The organism is Rhizobium mongolense USDA 1844, from assembly GCF_000419765.1.
Lineage (GTDB): Bacteria > Pseudomonadota > Alphaproteobacteria > Rhizobiales > Rhizobiaceae > Rhizobium > Rhizobium mongolense.
The window spans coordinates 92,762-109,143 of the sequence record NZ_ATTQ01000015.1 but is presented as its reverse complement, the minus strand read 5'-3'; the positions used below and the strand labels follow the sequence as shown (position 1 = coordinate 109,143).

Annotated in this window: 16 protein-coding genes; 1 reads left to right on the top strand and 15 read right to left on the bottom strand. The window is 60.0% G+C overall.

The window, feature by feature from the left end:
- Positions 1-3: 3 nt before the first annotated feature.
- The 10 genes from A3C3_RS0125540 to sdhC form a co-directional block, all read right to left on the bottom strand.
- Positions 4-2,988 carry a 2-oxoglutarate dehydrogenase E1 component gene (locus A3C3_RS0125540; RefSeq protein ID WP_028739984.1) on the bottom strand — a complete coding sequence of 995 codons (2,985 nt, stop codon included), beginning with the start codon at positions 2,986-2,988 and terminating at the stop codon, positions 4-6.
- Between the two features lie 168 nt (positions 2,989-3,156).
- Positions 3,157-4,062, bottom strand: a complete 906-nt coding sequence (gene sucD, locus A3C3_RS0125535; RefSeq protein ID WP_022717413.1) for a succinate--CoA ligase subunit alpha — start codon at positions 4,060-4,062, stop codon at positions 3,157-3,159.
- 3 nt (positions 4,063-4,065) lie between these two features.
- On the bottom strand, positions 4,066-5,262 hold the full coding sequence (gene sucC, locus A3C3_RS0125530; protein ID WP_022717412.1) for an ADP-forming succinate--CoA ligase subunit beta: 1,197 nt from the start codon (positions 5,260-5,262) through the stop codon (positions 4,066-4,068).
- A 19-nt stretch (positions 5,263-5,281) separates the two neighbouring features.
- Positions 5,282-6,244, bottom strand: coding sequence for a malate dehydrogenase (gene mdh, locus A3C3_RS0125525; protein ID WP_022717411.1), 963 nt, complete (start codon positions 6,242-6,244; stop codon positions 5,282-5,284).
- 178 nt (positions 6,245-6,422) lie between these two features.
- Positions 6,423-7,586 (bottom strand): cell division protein ZapE, encoded by a 1,164-nt coding sequence (gene zapE / locus A3C3_RS0125520; protein WP_022717410.1) that lies wholly within the window; start codon positions 7,584-7,586, stop codon positions 6,423-6,425.
- A gap of 48 nt (positions 7,587-7,634) precedes the next feature.
- Complete coding sequence (locus tag A3C3_RS0125515) at positions 7,635-8,141, bottom strand: protease inhibitor Inh/omp19 family protein (protein ID WP_028739983.1); 507 nt, start codon at positions 8,139-8,141, stop codon at positions 7,635-7,637.
- 297 nt (positions 8,142-8,438) lie between these two features.
- Positions 8,439-9,218, bottom strand: a complete 780-nt coding sequence (locus A3C3_RS0125510) for a succinate dehydrogenase iron-sulfur subunit (RefSeq protein ID WP_022717408.1) — start codon at positions 9,216-9,218, stop codon at positions 8,439-8,441.
- Between the two features lie 254 nt (positions 9,219-9,472).
- Complete coding sequence (sdhA, locus tag A3C3_RS0125500) at positions 9,473-11,314, bottom strand: succinate dehydrogenase flavoprotein subunit (protein WP_022717406.1); 1,842 nt, start codon at positions 11,312-11,314, stop codon at positions 9,473-9,475.
- A gap of 7 nt (positions 11,315-11,321) precedes the next feature.
- The gene (gene sdhD / locus A3C3_RS0125495) at positions 11,322-11,702 is read right to left on the bottom strand and encodes a succinate dehydrogenase, hydrophobic membrane anchor protein (protein ID WP_022717405.1); all 381 of its coding nucleotides are present in this window, start codon (positions 11,700-11,702) and stop codon (positions 11,322-11,324) included.
- A 10-nt stretch (positions 11,703-11,712) separates the two neighbouring features.
- On the bottom strand, positions 11,713-12,108 hold the full coding sequence (gene sdhC, locus A3C3_RS0125490; RefSeq protein ID WP_022717404.1) for a succinate dehydrogenase, cytochrome b556 subunit: 396 nt from the start codon (positions 12,106-12,108) through the stop codon (positions 11,713-11,715).
- Positions 12,109-12,419: 311 nt separating this feature from the next.
- Here sdhC and A3C3_RS0125485 point away from each other — a divergent pair, with 311 nt between their 5' ends.
- On the top strand, positions 12,420-12,905 hold the full coding sequence (locus A3C3_RS0125485; protein WP_022717403.1) for a hypothetical protein: 486 nt from the start codon (positions 12,420-12,422) through the stop codon (positions 12,903-12,905).
- Here the strand turns inward: A3C3_RS0125485 and A3C3_RS0125480 are convergent.
- The 5 genes from A3C3_RS0125480 to tsaD are packed head-to-tail and all read right to left on the bottom strand — an operon-like array spanning position 12,895 to position 16,362.
- Entirely contained in the window at positions 12,895-13,542 is a 648-nt protein-coding gene (locus A3C3_RS0125480) for a class I SAM-dependent methyltransferase (RefSeq protein ID WP_022717402.1), read from the bottom strand. The two genes, A3C3_RS0125485 and A3C3_RS0125480, sit on opposite strands and share 11 nt — an antisense overlap.
- 5 nt (positions 13,543-13,547) lie before the next feature.
- Positions 13,548-13,979, bottom strand: a complete 432-nt coding sequence (locus A3C3_RS0125475; protein ID WP_022717401.1) for an EVE domain-containing protein — start codon at positions 13,977-13,979, stop codon at positions 13,548-13,550.
- A 2-nt stretch (positions 13,980-13,981) separates the two neighbouring features.
- Positions 13,982-14,275: a YciI-like protein gene (locus A3C3_RS0125470; RefSeq protein ID WP_022717400.1), complete on the bottom strand. Its 294-nt coding sequence runs from the start codon at positions 14,273-14,275 to the stop codon at positions 13,982-13,984.
- Between the two features lie 9 nt (positions 14,276-14,284).
- Positions 14,285-15,268, bottom strand: a complete 984-nt coding sequence (locus tag A3C3_RS0125465; protein WP_022717399.1) for an NAD(P)H-dependent glycerol-3-phosphate dehydrogenase — start codon at positions 15,266-15,268, stop codon at positions 14,285-14,287.
- The gene (gene tsaD, locus A3C3_RS0125460) at positions 15,265-16,362 is read right to left on the bottom strand and encodes a tRNA (adenosine(37)-N6)-threonylcarbamoyltransferase complex transferase subunit TsaD (RefSeq protein ID WP_022717398.1); all 1,098 of its coding nucleotides are present in this window, start codon (positions 16,360-16,362) and stop codon (positions 15,265-15,267) included. Before tsaD ends, A3C3_RS0125465 begins: the two co-directional genes overlap by 4 nt.
- Positions 16,363-16,382: the final 20 nt, after the last annotated feature.

Sequence of the window (16,382 nt, the reverse complement as noted above, 5' to 3'; positions counted from 1 at the left end):
TCCTCAGCCGCCCAGCGCATCCTCAAGGAATGCAGCGAGCTGCGACAGATGCTTGGACATCAGGCCCGTTGCCGGCGAAGCGGCAGCCGGACGTCCGGTGTAGCGGACGCGCTGATACTTTGCATCGATATGGGCAAGAACCCATTCGAGGTACGGATCGATGAACGACCATGCCCCCATGTTCTTCGGCTCTTCCTGGCACCAGACCATTTCCGCATTGCGGAAGCGGGAGAGCTCGTTGATGAGCGCCTTGGCCGGGAATGGGTAGAGCTGTTCGACGCGCAGCAGGTAGACATCGTCGATACCGCGCTTTTCGCGCTCCTCCAGCAGATCATAATAAACCTTGCCGGAGCACATGACGACGCGGCGGATCTTGTTGTCTTTCTGCAGCTTGATCGGTCCGTCCTTGATGACCTCTGCATCATCCCACAGAAGGCGGTGGAAAGAGGATTCGCCGGCCATCTCTGCGAGGCTCGAAACCGCCCGCTTGTGGCGCAGCAACGACTTCGGGGTCATCAGGATCAGCGGCTTGCGAAAGTCGCGCTTCAACTGACGGCGCAGGATATGGAAGTAGTTCGCCGGGGTCGTGACGTTGGCAACCTGCATGTTGTCTTCCGCACAAAGCTGCAGGAAGCGTTCCAGGCGGGCCGAAGAGTGTTCCGGACCCTGACCTTCGTAACCATGCGGCAGCAGGCAGACGAGACCCGACATGCGCAGCCACTTGCGTTCGCCCGACGAAACGAACTGGTCGAAGACGACCTGCGCACCGTTTGCAAAGTCGCCGAACTGCGCTTCCCAGAGCGTGAGCGCGTTCGGGCGCGCCAGCGAATAGCCGTATTCGAAGCCGAGAACGGCCTCTTCGGAGAGCATCGAGTTGATGACCTCGTAGCGGGCCTGCGTGGGCGACAGGTTGGCGAGCGGGATATAACGCGCTTCGGTCTCCTGATCGTAAAGGACCGAATGGCGCTGCGAGAAAGTGCCGCGTTCGCAATCCTGACCCGAAAGGCGGATCTTATGGCCTTCGAGGCAAAGTGCGCCAAAAGCGAGCGCCTCGCCCATTGCCCAGTCGATGCCTTCGCCCGTCTGGATCATGTTGGCCCGGTTTTCCATGAAGCGCTGGATCGTGCGGTGCGCGTTGAAGCCGGCCGGCACTTCCGAGAGCTTGCGGCCGATCTCCTTCAATTGTTTCATCGGGACGGCGGTCTTGCCACGGCGCTGCTCATCGGCGTTGTCGGCCGTGCGCAGACCAGACCATTCGCCGTCCAGCCAGTCGGCCTTGTTCGGCTTGTAGGACTGCCCGGCCTCGAACTCCTGTTCGAGATGAGCGCGCCAGTCGGCCTTCATCTTCTCGACTTCGCCTTCGGTCAGCAAGCCCTGCGCAACAAGACGCTCGGCGTAAAGCTGGAACACCGTCTTGTGGCCGCGGATAACCTTGTACATCTTCGGCTGGGTGAAGGACGGTTCGTCGCCTTCGTTGTGGCCGTAGCGGCGGTAGCAGAACATGTCGATCACGACCGGCTTGTGGAACTTCATGCGGAACTCGGTCGCGATTTTCGCGGCGTAGACCACAGCTTCCGGATCGTCGCCATTGACGTGGAAGATCGGCGCCTCGATCATCTTCGCAACGTCGGACGGATAGGGCGACGAACGGGAGAAGGCCGGGTTCGTCGTAAAGCCGATCTGGTTGTTGATGATGACATGCATCGTGCCGGCGACACGGTGGCCGCGAAGACCCGAAAGGCCGAGAATTTCAGCGATGACGCCCTGGCCCGCGAAAGCCGCATCGCCGTGGATCAGTAGCGGCAGAATCTTGGCGCGCTCGGAGAGCGGAATGACATCGCCTTCCCAGACGGTAGCACTCATGTCCTGCTTGGCGCGCGCCTTGCCCATGACGACGGGGTCGACAATTTCAAGGTGCGACGGGTTTGCCGTCAGTGAAACGTGAACCTTGTTGCCGTCGAATTCGCGGTCGGAAGATGCACCGAGATGGTACTTCACGTCGCCTGAACCTTCGACTTCGTCGGGCGCATAGGAACCACCCTTGAACTCATGGAAGATGGCGCGATGCGGCTTTCCCATGACTTGGCTAAGCACGTTCAAGCGGCCGCGATGCGCCATGCCGAACACGGCTTCCTTCAAGCCGAGGTGGCCGCCGCGCTTCAGGATCTGCTCAAGTGCGGGGATCAGTGATTCACCGCCATCGAGGCCGAAGCGCTTGGTGCCCTTGAACTTGACGTCGAGGAACTGCTCATAACCTTCCGCTTCGACGAGCTTGGCAAGGATCGCCTTCTTGCCTTCCGGCGTGAATGCAACGCCCTTGTCCGGCCCTTCGATGCGTTCCTGAACCCAGGCCTTCTCTTCCGGATTGGACATGTGCATGAACTCGACGCCGAGGGTCGAGCAATAGGTTCGCTCGAGGATCTCGATCATCTGCGGGATGGTCGCGTATTCGAGACCGAGCACGTTGTCGATGAAGATCTTGCGATCGTAGTCGGCCGGGCTGAAGCCGTAAGCTTCCGGCGACAGTTCCTTGTAGTCCTCGACCGGTGCTGCGATGCCAAGCGGATCGAGCTTGGCATGCAGATGGCCGCGCATGCGATAAGCGCGGATCATCATGATGGCACGCACGGAATCGCGCGTCGCCTGGAGGATGTCAGCGCCGTCGGTCGGCTGGCCGGCAGCTTCGGCCTTTGCCTTCACCTTGGTTTCGATGACCTTCTCGACCGTGCCCCAATCACCGTCGAGCGCAGATACAAGATCGCCGCCGGCCTGAATCGGCCAATTCTTCTTGCGCCAAGAAGCGCCCTTGGCCGCCTTCTTCACATCCTTCGGATCGTCTTCCAGCGCCTTGAAGAAAGTCCGCCACTGATCGTCGACCGATGACGGATCCTCTTCGTAGCGCGCATAGAGCTGCTCGATATAGGCAGCATTGGCGCCATCCAGAAACGAGGTGATCTGAAACTGCTCGTTGGCTTCTTGCCGTGCCATGGTTTTACGCGGACGCTTTCCGCCCGCCTCCTGACTTTTGATGAATTTGCCGGCTCTACCCGGCTGCCGCATTCGAATTTGCCGCCTGTCCGCGGCACACCTGCTGTCGAAAACCTGGGGCCGGGCGGAAGCGCAGGTGCCTTCTTCCGCCCGGTTATATAAGTTGGCTTAGCCCTTGAGGACTTCAACCAGCGTCTTGCCGAGACGAGCCGGAGACGGCGACACCGTAATACCGGCCGCTTCCATAGCTGCGATCTTGTCTTCCGCACCGCCCTTGCCGCCGGAAATCACTGCGCCGGCATGACCCATGGTGCGGCCGGGAGGTGCCGTACGCCCGGCGATGAAGCCGACCATCGGCTTCTTGCGTCCACGCTTGGCTTCGTCCTTGAGGAACTGAGCCGCGTCTTCTTCAGCCGATCCGCCGATTTCGCCGATCATGATGATCGACTTGGTTTCGTCGTCGGCAAGGAACATCTCGAGTACGTCGATGAACTCGGTGCCCTTGACGGGGTCGCCGCCGATGCCGACTGCCGTCGTTTGGCCGAGACCTTCATTCGAGGTCTGAAAGACGGCTTCATAGGTCAGCGTGCCGGAGCGCGAGAGAACGCCGACCGAACCCTTTTTGAAGATGGAGCCCGGCATGATGCCGATCTTGCATTCCTCAGGCGTCAGGACACCCGGGCAGTTCGGACCGATCAGGCGCGACTTCGACTTGTCGAGCTTGGACTTGACCTTGATCATGTCCTCGACCGGAATGCCTTCCGTGATGCAGATGATGAGCGAAATTTCCGCCTCGATAGCCTCGATGATCGCCTCGGCGGCGCCGGCCGGCGGCACATAGATCACCGATGCGTCGGCACCGGTCCTTTCCTTGCCCTCGGCGACGGACGCGAAGATCGGCAGATGCGCTTCGCTTTCGAGCGACCCCCAGGTCTCGCCACCCTTTTTCGGATGGATGCCGCCGACCATCTTGGTGCCGTAATAGGCAAGCGCCTGCTCGGTGTGGAAAGTGCCGGTCTTGCCGGTCAGCCCCTGGACCAGGACCTTGGTGTCTTTGTTGACGAGAATGGACATGCCTTAGTTCCCTTTCACAGCAGCGACGATCTTCTTCGCCGCGTCGTCAAGATCGTCGGCAGGGATCACGTTCAGCCCGCTCTCTCGTATGATTTTCTTGCCGAGTTCTACATTGGTGCCTTCGAGACGGACGACGAGCGGCACCTGGAGGCCTACTTCCTTCACCGCCGCGATCACGCCTTCGGCGATGACGTCGCAGCGCATGATGCCGCCGAAGATATTGACCAGGATGCCCTTTACGGCCGGATCGGCGGTGATGATCTTGAAAGCCGCGGTGACCTTTTCCTTCGAAGCACCGCCGCCGACATCGAGGAAGTTCGCAGGCTCGGCGCCGTAGAGCTTGATGATGTCCATGGTCGCCATGGCAAGGCCCGCACCATTGACCATGCAGCCGATATTGCCGTCGAGGGCAACGTAGGCAAGGTCGTATTTGGAAGCTTCGATTTCCTTCTCGTCTTCTTCCGTTTTGTCGCGCAGAGCGACGATGTCTTCGTGACGGAAGAGCGCATTGCCGTCGAAGGATACCTTGGCGTCGAGGACGCGCAGGCGACCGTTCTTCATGACGATCAGCGGATTGACTTCGAGCAGGCTCATGTCCTTTTCGACGAAAGCCTTGTAGAGGATCGGGAACAGCGTGTCGCCATCCTTGCGAGCTTCGCCTTGGAGATTGAGCGCATCCGCAAGCTTCTTGCTGTCTTCAGCCGTCACGCCCTTTGCGGGGTCGATAGCGACGGTGATGATCTTCTCGGGCGTGTCGTGGGCAACGGTCTCAATGTCCATGCCGCCTTCCGTCGAAACGACGAAGGCAACCTGACCGACGGAGCGATCGACGAGAATTGAGAGATAGAGTTCGCGGTCGATATCGGCACCGTCTTCGATGTAGAGGCGGTTGACCTGCTTGCCGGCCGGGCCGGTCTGCTTGGTGACCAGCGTATTGCCGAGCATTTCCTTGGCATTGGCGACGACTTCGTCGATCGACTTCGCAAGGCGAACGCCACCTTTGGCTTCCGGCGAGAGTTCCTTGAATTTACCCTTGCCGCGGCCGCCAGCGTGGATCTGGCTTTTCACGACGTAGAGCGGACCCGGCAATTCTCTTGCCGCAGCCTCGGCTTCGTCGGCCTTGAAGATGGCCACACCTTCAGCGACCGGTGCGCCATAGCTCTTCAAAAGAGCCTTGGCCTGATATTCATGAATGTTCATGGGTTTATTCCTGTTTTGATTACTTCAGCGCGGGCGCGATGTTGATGCAGGCTTCGCACAGGCCGGCGACAGCGCCGACGGACTTGTCGAAGGCTTCCTTCTCGGCCTTGTTGAGGTCGATCTCGATGACGCGCTCGACGCCGCCGGCACCGATAACGGTCGGAACGCCGACATACATGTCCTTGACGCCGTACTGGCCAGAGAGATGCGCCGCGCAGGGCAGAACGCGCTTCTTGTCCTTGAGGTAGGCCTCGGCCATCTCGATTGCCGAGGCTGCCGGAGCGTAGTAGGCCGAACCGGTCTTCAGGAGGCCGACGATTTCGGCACCGCCGTCACGGGTGCGCTGGATGATTTCCTCGAGCCGTTCCTTGGTGACCCAACCCATGGTGATGAGATCGGTGAGCGGAATGCCGGCAACGGTGGAGTAACGAGCAAGCGGCACCATCGTGTCGCCGTGGCCGCCGAGAACGAAAGCAGTGACGTCCTGAACGGAAACGTTGAATTCCTTGGCGAGGAAGAGGCGAAAGCGCGAGCTATCGAGAACGCCCGCCATGCCGACGACCTTGTTGGCCGGAAGGCCGGAAAACTTCTGCAGCGCCCAAACCATGGCGTCGAGCGGATTGGTGATGCAGATGACGAAAGCGTTCGGGGCATATTTCTTGATGCCGGCGCCGACCTGCTCCATGACCTTGAGGTTGATGCCGAGAAGATCGTCGCGGCTCATGCCCGGCTTGCGCGGAACGCCGGCGGTGACGATACAGACGTCTGCGCCTTCGATCGCGGAATAGTCGCTGGCACCCGTCAGATTGGCATCGAAGCCTTCGACCGGGGACGACTGGGCGATATCCAGGCCCTTGCCCTGTGGAATGCCGTCGGCAATGTCGAAGAGGACGATGTCGCCGAGCTCTTTCAGGCCGGCGAGATGCGCCAGCGTGCCACCAATCATGCCAGAACCGATAAGTGCGATCTTGTTACGCGCCATTTCGCTGTTTCCTTTGCGATCAAAATCAGTCGGGCGGCGCGTCCAGGGCGTCGTCCAATGACGCAATCGCATAGCCCTAAAGCCAAAAAATGGCAACGTGTTATTTTTGGATCAGCAATTTCAATCGTTTAGATACAAAATAACTTACGTAAACGTAAGATATTTTGTTGCGAAACTGTTACTCGGCGGCATGCTTTTTATGGTGCATCGCGAGATATTCTGCGCTGCGCATCTCAAAAAGGCGCGATGCGGTCCGATCGAATTCAAAGCCTTCCGTCCCGCGCCGTTCGATCAGCAAATCTTCCGGCATTGCCGCAGCCGACGCATGAAGCCGAACGCCGTGGTCGTAGAGCGTGTCGACAAGAATGATGAAACGCTTCGCCTGGTTCCGCTTGTCCGGGCCGAGCATCGGGACGCGATCGACAAAGATCGTATCGAAACGTTTGGCGATTGCGAGAAAATCCGCAGCACCGAGCGGCTTCTCGCAAAGATCGGCAAAGGAAAAGCGCGCCATACGATCGACGGCGAGCGGCACATGGATCGACCGACCTTTCATCGGAATATCGAAAGGCTGCGCCTTGCGTCCATCCAGCGCCTGCGCCCAGGACGCATCCATGGCCATATCCGTCCGCTCGTCGATCGGCGTCAGATAGACCGGCTGGCTGTTCAGCTTCTCCATCCGGTAATCCGTCGGGGAGTCGAGAGTCACGACCTCGACATTCTTCTTGAGGAGACCGATGAAAGGCAGGAAGAGACCGCGATTGAGGCCGTCCTTGTAGAGATTGTCGGGCGCGACATTCGAGGTCGCGATGAGCACGCAGCCACGCGCAAAAAGCTCTGAGAACAGCCGCGAGAGGATCATCGCATCAGCGATGTCCGTCACCGTAAACTCATCGAAGCAGAGAAGTTCGGCCTCCTGGTAAAGTGCGGCCGCCACGGGTGGCACGGGATCGGCCTGCTTTGTCTCGCCGTTCTTCAGCTTGAGCCGGTGCGCGGCGATGCGGTTGTGGACATCGGCCATGAATTCGTGGAAGTGCGCGCGGCGTTTCTTCGAACAGGGCGCCATGCGGTAGAAGATATCCATCAGCATCGTCTTGCCGCGCCCGACGCTGCCGTGAATATAGAGTCCCTTGATGCCTTCGCTCGCCTTTTTCTTCGAAGCGAAGAGCCAGCCGAGCGAGCTGGATTTAGCAGCCGGGCGGCGGCGCTTCAGTTCAAAAAGCACCCGATCGAGGCTTTTTGCCACATCCATCTGTGCGGAATCGATCTGGAGAGAGCCGGAGGCCGTCAGCGATTTCAAGTGCTCGCTGACGCTTAAAGTGTAGTCGGGGATAGGCTGCATGAGGAGGAGTCCGCCTACGCGTCGTCGGCGGGGTGGCCGCCGGTTGTCTTACCGGCTGAGGGTGATCGGTTGGCCGGTGCTCGTCTGGCCACTGAAGCTGTTGTCGGCTGTCTTATAGACGCTGCCGATCTGGTTGCCGCTGCGATCCTTGAGAAGAACCTGCTTGCCGGAGACTTCCCAGGAGCCCATCGCCGTCAGCTCGCCGACGCAGCCGCGCGTGCCGCCGCGTGAGCCGCTGCCGAGATTGGTGAGCGTCAGGAACATGTCGCACCTGCCGTTGACGCGCCAGCTGCCGACCATGGATTCCTTGGAGACGTCAAGTGCATTGGACGCCACGGCACCCGGCTGGCCCGGAACCGCAGGCGCCGCCGTCGGAGCGGCGGGGAACTGCGAGGCGCCTGCCGGTGGCGGAAGCTGTCCGCCCTGGACGGAAGGAACAGGCTGCGCGGTTAGCGGTGCCGGCGAGCTGTAACTCGCATTGTCATATGCCGTGCGCTGGCAGCCCGCCAATGACAGAACAACCGCCACACCCGTCATCGCATATCGCAACTGCATCATCATGCTCCCGATTGTCCGCTCTTGCAGCACAGAATTGGTCATCAGACTGATTTTCGAATTAGCGTATTTCACTTTGGTTAATCAAGTCGGCACAGCCATAAATTGCTCGCGACAATGCTTATGCCAGAAATGGAGCAATTCAACTTGCCTGTCGGAGAACTTCCTGCAGATAGAATTTGTCAGCAAGGTGATGATCTGCACAAATCCTTTGCCGGATTCAGACCGATGCGTGCAAAAATTCGGAAGAACCCGGCGCAGTCTGGTCAGCGCCGGGCATTTGGCGAGCATCGGCTGTCAGACCCGGCGTTCCACCATCATCTTCTTGATCTCGGCAATGGCCTTTGCCGGATTGAGACCCTTAGGGCAGGTCTGCGCGCAGTTCATGATCGTGTGGCAGCGGTAAAGCCGGAACGGATCTTCGAGGTCGTCAAGGCGCTCGCCGGTCGCCTCGTCTCTGGAGTCGATCAGCCAGCGATAGGCCTGCAGCAGGACGGCCGGGCCGAGATAGCGGTCGCCGTTCCACCAGTAGCTCGGACAGGAGGTCGAGCAGCAGGCGCAAAGAATGCACTCGTAAAGGCCGTCGAGCTTCTGGCGATCCTCGTGGCTCTGCTTCCATTCCTTGGCAGGTGCTGGAGATACGGTCTTCAGCCAGGGTTCGATCGAGCGGTGCTGCGCATAGAAATTCGTCAGGTCCGGAACGAGATCCTTCACCACCGGCAAATGCGGCAGCGGATAGATCTTAACCGTACCCTTGATGTCATCCATGCCCTTGGTGCAGGCCAGCGTGTTCGTGCCGTCGATATTCATCGCGCAGGAACCGCAGATGCCTTCGCGACAGGAACGGCGCAGCGTCAACGTCGGATCGATGTTGTTCTTGATGTAGAGCAGGCCGTCGAGAACCATCGGGCCACAGTCGTCGACATCGATATAGAAGGTGTCGATCGACGGGTTCTGGTCATCATCCGGGCTCCAGCGGTAGACGCGAAATTCACGGGTGTTCTTCGCACCCGCCGGCTTCGGCCAGACCTTGCCTTCGCGCATCTGAGAGTTCTTGGGGAGAGCGAGTTCAACCATGATAAAATCCTAGTTTGCCGACAGGAGTTCCGTTTTCACGCAACCCCTACAACCACCGAAAGCAGCGTTGCCGGCTGCGAGCGAGGAACGAGCACGCTGCGCGCCATTCCCTGTCTTCCACACACCGACCTCGTTGCTGACCGCGGCAGCCAAGCCGCCGGGAGCACGCAAATTGTAGCGCTCCGCCGCCATGACGGGCGAGACGGCCCGCACCGCGGCAACAATCGAAGCTAATCCGAGGTACTTTCCCATCGTCAATACACACGAGCCTTCGGCGCGATCTTCTTGGGATCGATGCCTTCTGAGATGAGCTCGGTGTGAACCGGACGGTAGTCGAGCTTGACCTCGCCGGCATTGCTGACCCAGGCAAGCGTGTGCTTGCGCCAGTTGACGTCGTCGCGGCCGGCGTATGCGCCTTCGGTGTAATCCTCGCGGGCATGCGAACCACGGCTTTCCTTGCGCGCCTCGGCGCCGTAGATCGTTGTGATCGCATTCGCCATCAGGTTTTGCAGCTCGAGCGTCTCGACGAGATCGGAATTCCAGATCATCGAACGGTCGGTGACCTTGATGTCCGACATTTCCTGCCAGATCGCGGAAATGCGCTTGCAGCCGGATTCCAGCGACTCCTGGGTGCGGAACACGGCGGCGTCTTCCTGCATGGCGCGTTGCATCTTCTCGCGCAGATGCGCCGTCGGCGTTGCGCCATTGGCGTGGCGAAGACCATCGAAGCGATCCATGATCTTGTCACAGGCAGCGATGTTCAGATGCGGGGTCGGCGCAGCGCGGTCAATGACCTCGCTGGCACGGATTGCCGCAGCACGGCCGAAAACGACGAGGTCGATCAGTGAATTCGAGCCGAGGCGGTTCGCGCCATGCACCGAAGCACAGCCCGCTTCGCCGACGGCCATCAACCCTGGGATAACGCGTTCCGGATTGGCGCTGTCGGCGTTGAGCACCTCACCCCAATAGTTCGTCGGAATGCCGCCCATGTTGTAATGGACGGTCGGCAGCACCGGGATCGGCTCGCGCGTCACATCGACGCCAGCAAAAATCTTCGCGCTCTCGGAAATGCCCGGCAGGCGTTCATGCAAAACGGCCGGGTCGAGATGGTCTAGATGCAGGAAAATATGATCCTTGTTCTTGCCGACGCCGCGGCCTTCGCGGATTTCCAACGTCATGCAGCGCGAAACGACGTCGCGCGAGGCAAGATCCTTGGCCGACGGCGCGTAGCGTTCCATGAAGCGCTCACCCTCGGAGTTGACGAGATAGCCGCCCTCCCCGCGCGCACCTTCGGTAATCAGACAGCCGGAGCCGTAGATACCGGTGGGATGGAACTGCACAAACTCCATGTCCTGCAGCGGAAGCCCTGCGCGCGCCACCATGCCGCCGCCGTCACCAGTGCAGGTATGGGCGGAGGTCGCGGAGAAATAGGCGCGGCCGTAGCCGCCGGTCGCCAGCACCACCATTTTGGCGGCGAAGCGATGGATCGAGCCGTCATCGAGGCACCAGGCAACAACGCCGGTACAACGGCTGCCGTCTTCCGACATGATGAGGTCGAGCGCGAAATATTCGACGAAGAACTCGGCGTTGTAGCGCAGCGACTGGCCGTAAAGCGTGTGCAGGATGGCGTGGCCGGTGCGGTCGGCAACCGCGCAGGTGCGCTGCACCGGCGGGCCTTCGCCGTAGTTCTGCATATGGCCGCCGAATGGGCGCTGATAGATCTTGCCTTCCTCATTACGCGAGAAGGGCACGCCGTAGTGCTCGAGCTCATAGACCGCCTTCGGCGCTTCCATGGCGAGATACTGCATGGCATCGACGTCGCCCAGCCAGTCGGACCCCTTGACCGTGTCGTAGAGGTGCCATTGCCAGCTGTCCGGCGTCATGTTCTGCAGCGAGGCGGCGATGCCGCCCTGGGCTGCGACCGTATGCGAGCGGGTCGGGAATACTTTGGTGATGCAGGCCGTACGGAAACCCTGTTCGGCCATGCCGAGCGTTGCGCGAAGACCGGCGCCGCCGGCGCCGACGACGATCACATCATAGGAGTGATCGACATATTTGTAGGCTTTCCCATTCTGAGCGGGTGAAGTCGGTGCCATGATACGGTTATCCTACGAAAGCGATTTTCAGAATGGCAAAGAGACAGAGCCCTGCGACCGCGATCGCGAAAAACGTGTTCAGCATCAGCAAGACGAGTTTGCCGATTTCGCTATGCACGTAGTCCTCGATGATGGCCTGCATGCCAAGACGCATATGAATGATGCCGGAAATCACCATCAGTCCCATGATGACTGCCACGAAGGGGTTCGACAACGCATGGACGACATCCGCATAAGGGGCGCCGGCATAAACGATCATGAAGATGACGAAGAAGACGATGAGCGGGAGGTTGGCGACAGCCGTCAGGCGCTGACGCCAGAAGTGTTCAGTGCCTTCCTTGGCCGAGCCAAGGCCGCGAACTTTACCCAGAGGGGTACGCATATCCATGTGAGCGACCTCAGAAGCGAATGATAAAGCCGATCACCCAAACCAGCACGGTAAGACAGAGCGATCCGATGATGTTGGCGATGGCGAGCTTGGTGGAGAATTCCTTCTCGAAACCATGGCCGAGGTCCCACAGCAGGTGGCGCAGGCCGCCGAGCATGTGATGAAGCAGTGCCCAGGTGTAACCAAGCAGCACGACCTTGCCGATGATGCTGCCGAGCACCCAATTCACCCAGTCGTAATAAGCCTGACCGGTCGCAGCCGCGATCAGCCACCAGGCGATCAGCAGCGTGCCGAAATAAAGAGCAGCCCCTGTGATACGATGGACGATCGACATGACCATGGTCGGAATTAGTTTATAAACTTGCAAATGCGGCGACAGAGGCCGGTTATTTGTCACATTCGCCATCAGAACCTCGCGGCGTCTTGCGCTCCCGGATTTCGGAGCATTTCGAGGCAACCACAGGAATGACAAATTTGTCTGTGTGCATTGCATCACCGGCGACGTTTAATCACCGAAGCCCCCGACGACAAGCACAATTGCTGTCTGTTTTTAATTTAATCGATTCGCGTTACCGGGAAGTTGCCGGAAATCGAAACTGGGTTTTGCGGATCAAATTTTATGCTGATTTTTCATCGCTCAAGTGGACACATAGGTAGTTTTGACGCAAGCTGGCGTTAACGATTTGTTAACGATCGGATTTCCGGAGGTTGCGTCTGATGTTCCAGCGTATGTCGAAAGTCTTTCCGCTGGTGTTGTGTGCCCTGATTGCGCTTCCTGCCACGGCGGGCGAGCGTGCTGGGCATCATCGTGGCGTGACTCATTGGGCAAACAACGCCAAGTGGGTAAACAACGCCAAGTGGGCAAACACCATCAAACCCTGGTTCGGCGGTCATCATCGCCCTCATGGCCACGGCCATAGCCGTTATGTTCGCCTCAAGGATTTCTCCCCGTCATCGAACGGCTACCGCATCCGCAGCGCTATCGCCGGATCGCCACGGCCTCTCCCCTATGATTACAATGGCACCTACGCTGGCTCCTATGCTTACCAAACGGAAGGCGGCACCTATTTCGGGGCGAACGGTTATGCACTTTACGGTGCGCCGCAGGTCGATCCGCTCGCACCCAGGTCCAAAGTGATCGACGTTGCCGTGCAGGCCGATCCTTGCAGCTACGAGGCCGGCGTCTGCGTCATCAGGCCTTGAACCGCCAGACTGTCGTCTTTTTGTTCTCGCTGTCTTCGAGCGCCCGCGTTACCGGCACTTCGTAGATGGCGCAAAACTCCAGCCGCTCCTTGGGCAAATAGGCCCGTCCCGGATCGCCGACCAGAACCTCCTTGCCTTCGCTGGCCAGCCGGTCGAACCACGGAACGAGGGCGTCCGCAAAGACGCGGTCATAGAACACGTCGCCCGCCAGGACGATATCGGCATGGACGGGCTTGCCGACGAAATCGGCGCCGCTGAAATCGACCGAGACCCCATTGGCAGCAGCATTAAGCCGCACGGCCGTTTCAGCCCATGGATCGATATCAGCCGCCTTTACCGCCACCGCACCCGCCATCTTCGCCGCGATCGCGACGATCCCCGAACCTGTTGCGAAGTCGAAAACGCGCTTAGTCCGCACCTTCTCCGGATGATCGAGAATATATCGCGCAAGTCCCTGTCCACCCGCCCAGGCAAAGGCCCAGAACGGCGGCGGCAGGCCGATCTCCGCCAGTTCCTCCTCCGTCTTAAGCCAAAGCTCATGCGCTTCGTTCGCCAGGTGCAACCGGATTTCCGGCACGTGCGGCGGCGTGATCAGTTTCGTATTGGCGCGGATGAAGATTTCCGGGTCGGTCTTCAATGCGGTCAGCGCGGCAGATTGTCGAGGCCACCCATGCGGCAGACTTCGAGCCACTCGTCATCTGTCACCGGCTGGACCGAAAGGCGCATCGAGGTCACAAGCGCCATCTTCGAAAGTTTCTCATTCGCCTTGACATCCTTCAGCGTCACGGGCTTGGGCATATCGCACACAGCGCGGATATCGACGCAATCCCAGCGATCGTCACCCTTCGCCGTCGAATCGGGATGCGACAACGTGCAGACCTCGACGATGCCGACGATCTCCAGGCCGTCATTCGAGTGGTAGAAGAAGCCTTTGTCGCCGATCTGCATGGCGCGCATGTTGTTGCGAGCGAGATAATTGCGGACGCCCGTCCACTCCGTACCTTTTTCGCCTGCGGCCTTCTGCTGCTCCCAGGACCAGGAGGAAGGTTCGGATTTATAGAGCCAATGGGCCATCCTTATGCCTCCGGATTGTTGAAGACCCAGTTGAAGGGCTTGATCTCGACACTCTCGAAAAGTCCTGCCTTCGCATAGGGATCGGCATCGGCGAATGCCTTGGCTGCTTCCGCCGTATCGGCCTTTACCATGACCAAGCTGCCGCAGGGCTTGCCTTCACCGTCGAGGAACGGTCCGGCCATGGTGAGCGCGCCTTCGGCATTCAGCTTGTTCAGATATTCCAAATGCGCCGCGCGCGTTTCCATGCGTGTGTTGAGGTGCCCCGGCTTGTCCTTGCAGAGAAGGGCAAATAGCATGTCTGTCTCCTATTCGGTCGTAATCGGACGTGTCATCAATTGGTCGATTGCCTCGGTGATGCTGAGTTTACCTTCGATGATCGCCGAGACGGCGTCCGTGATCGGCATCCCGATGCCGAGCTCTTCCGCCAGCCGCGAGGCGACGGCCGCCGCAAAGGCACCTTCCACCAATTCGCCTTGCAAAGGATCGGCCTTTTCGCCGCGGCCAAGCGCAATGCCGAAGCGCAAGTTGCGCGACTGATGGCTCGTCGCCGTCAGGACAAGATCGCCCAGCCCGGAAAGCCCGCGCACCGTATCTGCCTGCCCGCCCTTGGCAACGACGAGGCGCGACATTTCCGCCAGCCCGCGCGCGATCAGCGCTGCGCGCGCAGAATCGCCGATGCCGCAGCCTTCGACGATACCACAGGCGATCGCCAATACATTCTTCAGCGCACCACCAAGCTGCACGCCGATACGGTCGGACGACGGATAGAGCCGGAAGGTCCTGCCCGAAATCGCCTGCGCCAGCCGCTCGGCAACAGCCACGTCCGATGCCGCAATTACCATAGCGGTCGGCAGTCCTTTGGCGATGTCGGATGCAAAACCCGGCCCCGAAAGCACCGCGACGCGATGCTGCGGCAATTCGCGCTCCAGCATGTCTGTCAACAAATTGCCGGTCGCCCGCTCGATGCCCTTGGCACAGGTTACGACGATCGCGTCCCTGGCGAGGTAAGGGCCATACTGCCGGGCCGCATCCGCCTGCGCCTGCGACGGCATGGCGAAAAGCACGACATCGGCATCGTCGATCGAATCGGCTTCTGCCGAGAATTCCAGTGCTTCCGGCAGCTCAATGCCGGGAAGAACCGCATCATGCAGCCGTTCGGCCTTCAGATCGGCCATCAGCGCAGGGTCGCGGCCGACGAGAGTGACCCGGCTGCGGCCGGTGAGCGCAATGACTGCGGCAAGCGCCGTTCCGAAAGCGCCCGCGCCAACGATGGCAATCCGTTCGCTCATGCCTTTGCTCCCCGCTTTCCGTAGCTGATCAGCGCTTCCGCATTCGAATCCAACGGCCAGCGCGAGCGCGGCTGCACATCGAGATCATCCGGCGCAACGCCTGTCGCCATGCGCTCGAGGCCAGCCCAGGCGATCATCACTGCATTGTCGGTGCACAATCTCAGCGGCGGCGCGATGAAGCGGAAGGCGTATTTATCACAGAGCGCCTGTAGCGTGGCGCGTACTTCGAGGTTGGCGGCGACGCCGCCCGCGACCACCAGGGCCGGCTGCTCGTTTAGATGCGGAAACTCCGCCGTGAAGCGCTGTAATCCACGGCCGATGCGATCCTTCAGAGTCCTCGAAATCGCCCTCTGAAATGAAGCGCAGATATCGGCGACATCTTGCTCCGTCAGCGGTGCGATATCCGTCGCGGTCTGCCGGACCGCCGTCTTCAAGCCCGAAAAGGAGAAATCGAGCCGCGCTTCACCGACGAGCGGCCGCGGGAAATCGAAGCGGTCCGGGTTACCCGTCTTCGCTACCTCCTCCACCTGGGGTCCGCCGGGATAAGGCAGCCCGAGCAGCTTCGCCGTCTTGTCGAAGGCCTCGCCAAGCGCATCGTCGATCGTCGTTCCCCAGCGTTCGTATTGGCCAATGCCGCGCACGAGGATGAGCTGCGTATGACCACCCGACACAAGCAGCATCAGGTAGGGAAAGGAAAGCCCGTCCGTTAGCCGCGCCGTCAGCGCATGGCCTTCGAGATGGTTTACGGCATAAAGCGGCTTGCCGGCGGCCTTGGCGATCGCCTTGCCGGTCATCAGGCCGACGAGCAACCCGCCGATCAATCCCGGTCCGGAGGTCGCAGCAATCGCATCGACTTCGCAGAGCGACACATTGGCGCGCTGCAACGCCTCGTCGATCAGCGTATCGAGTGCCTCGACATGGGCACGCGCGGCTATCTCTGGCACCACGCCACCATAGGCGCTATGCTCGTCCAATTGGCTCAAGACGACGTCGGAAAGCACCTTCGAACGCCCGTCCGCATCGCGTTCGACGACAGCCGCGGCAGTCTCGTCGCAGCTTGTTTCGATGCCGAGGATGCGTAGAAAGGGAGCCATGAAGCCTGTCGTTGATTGCG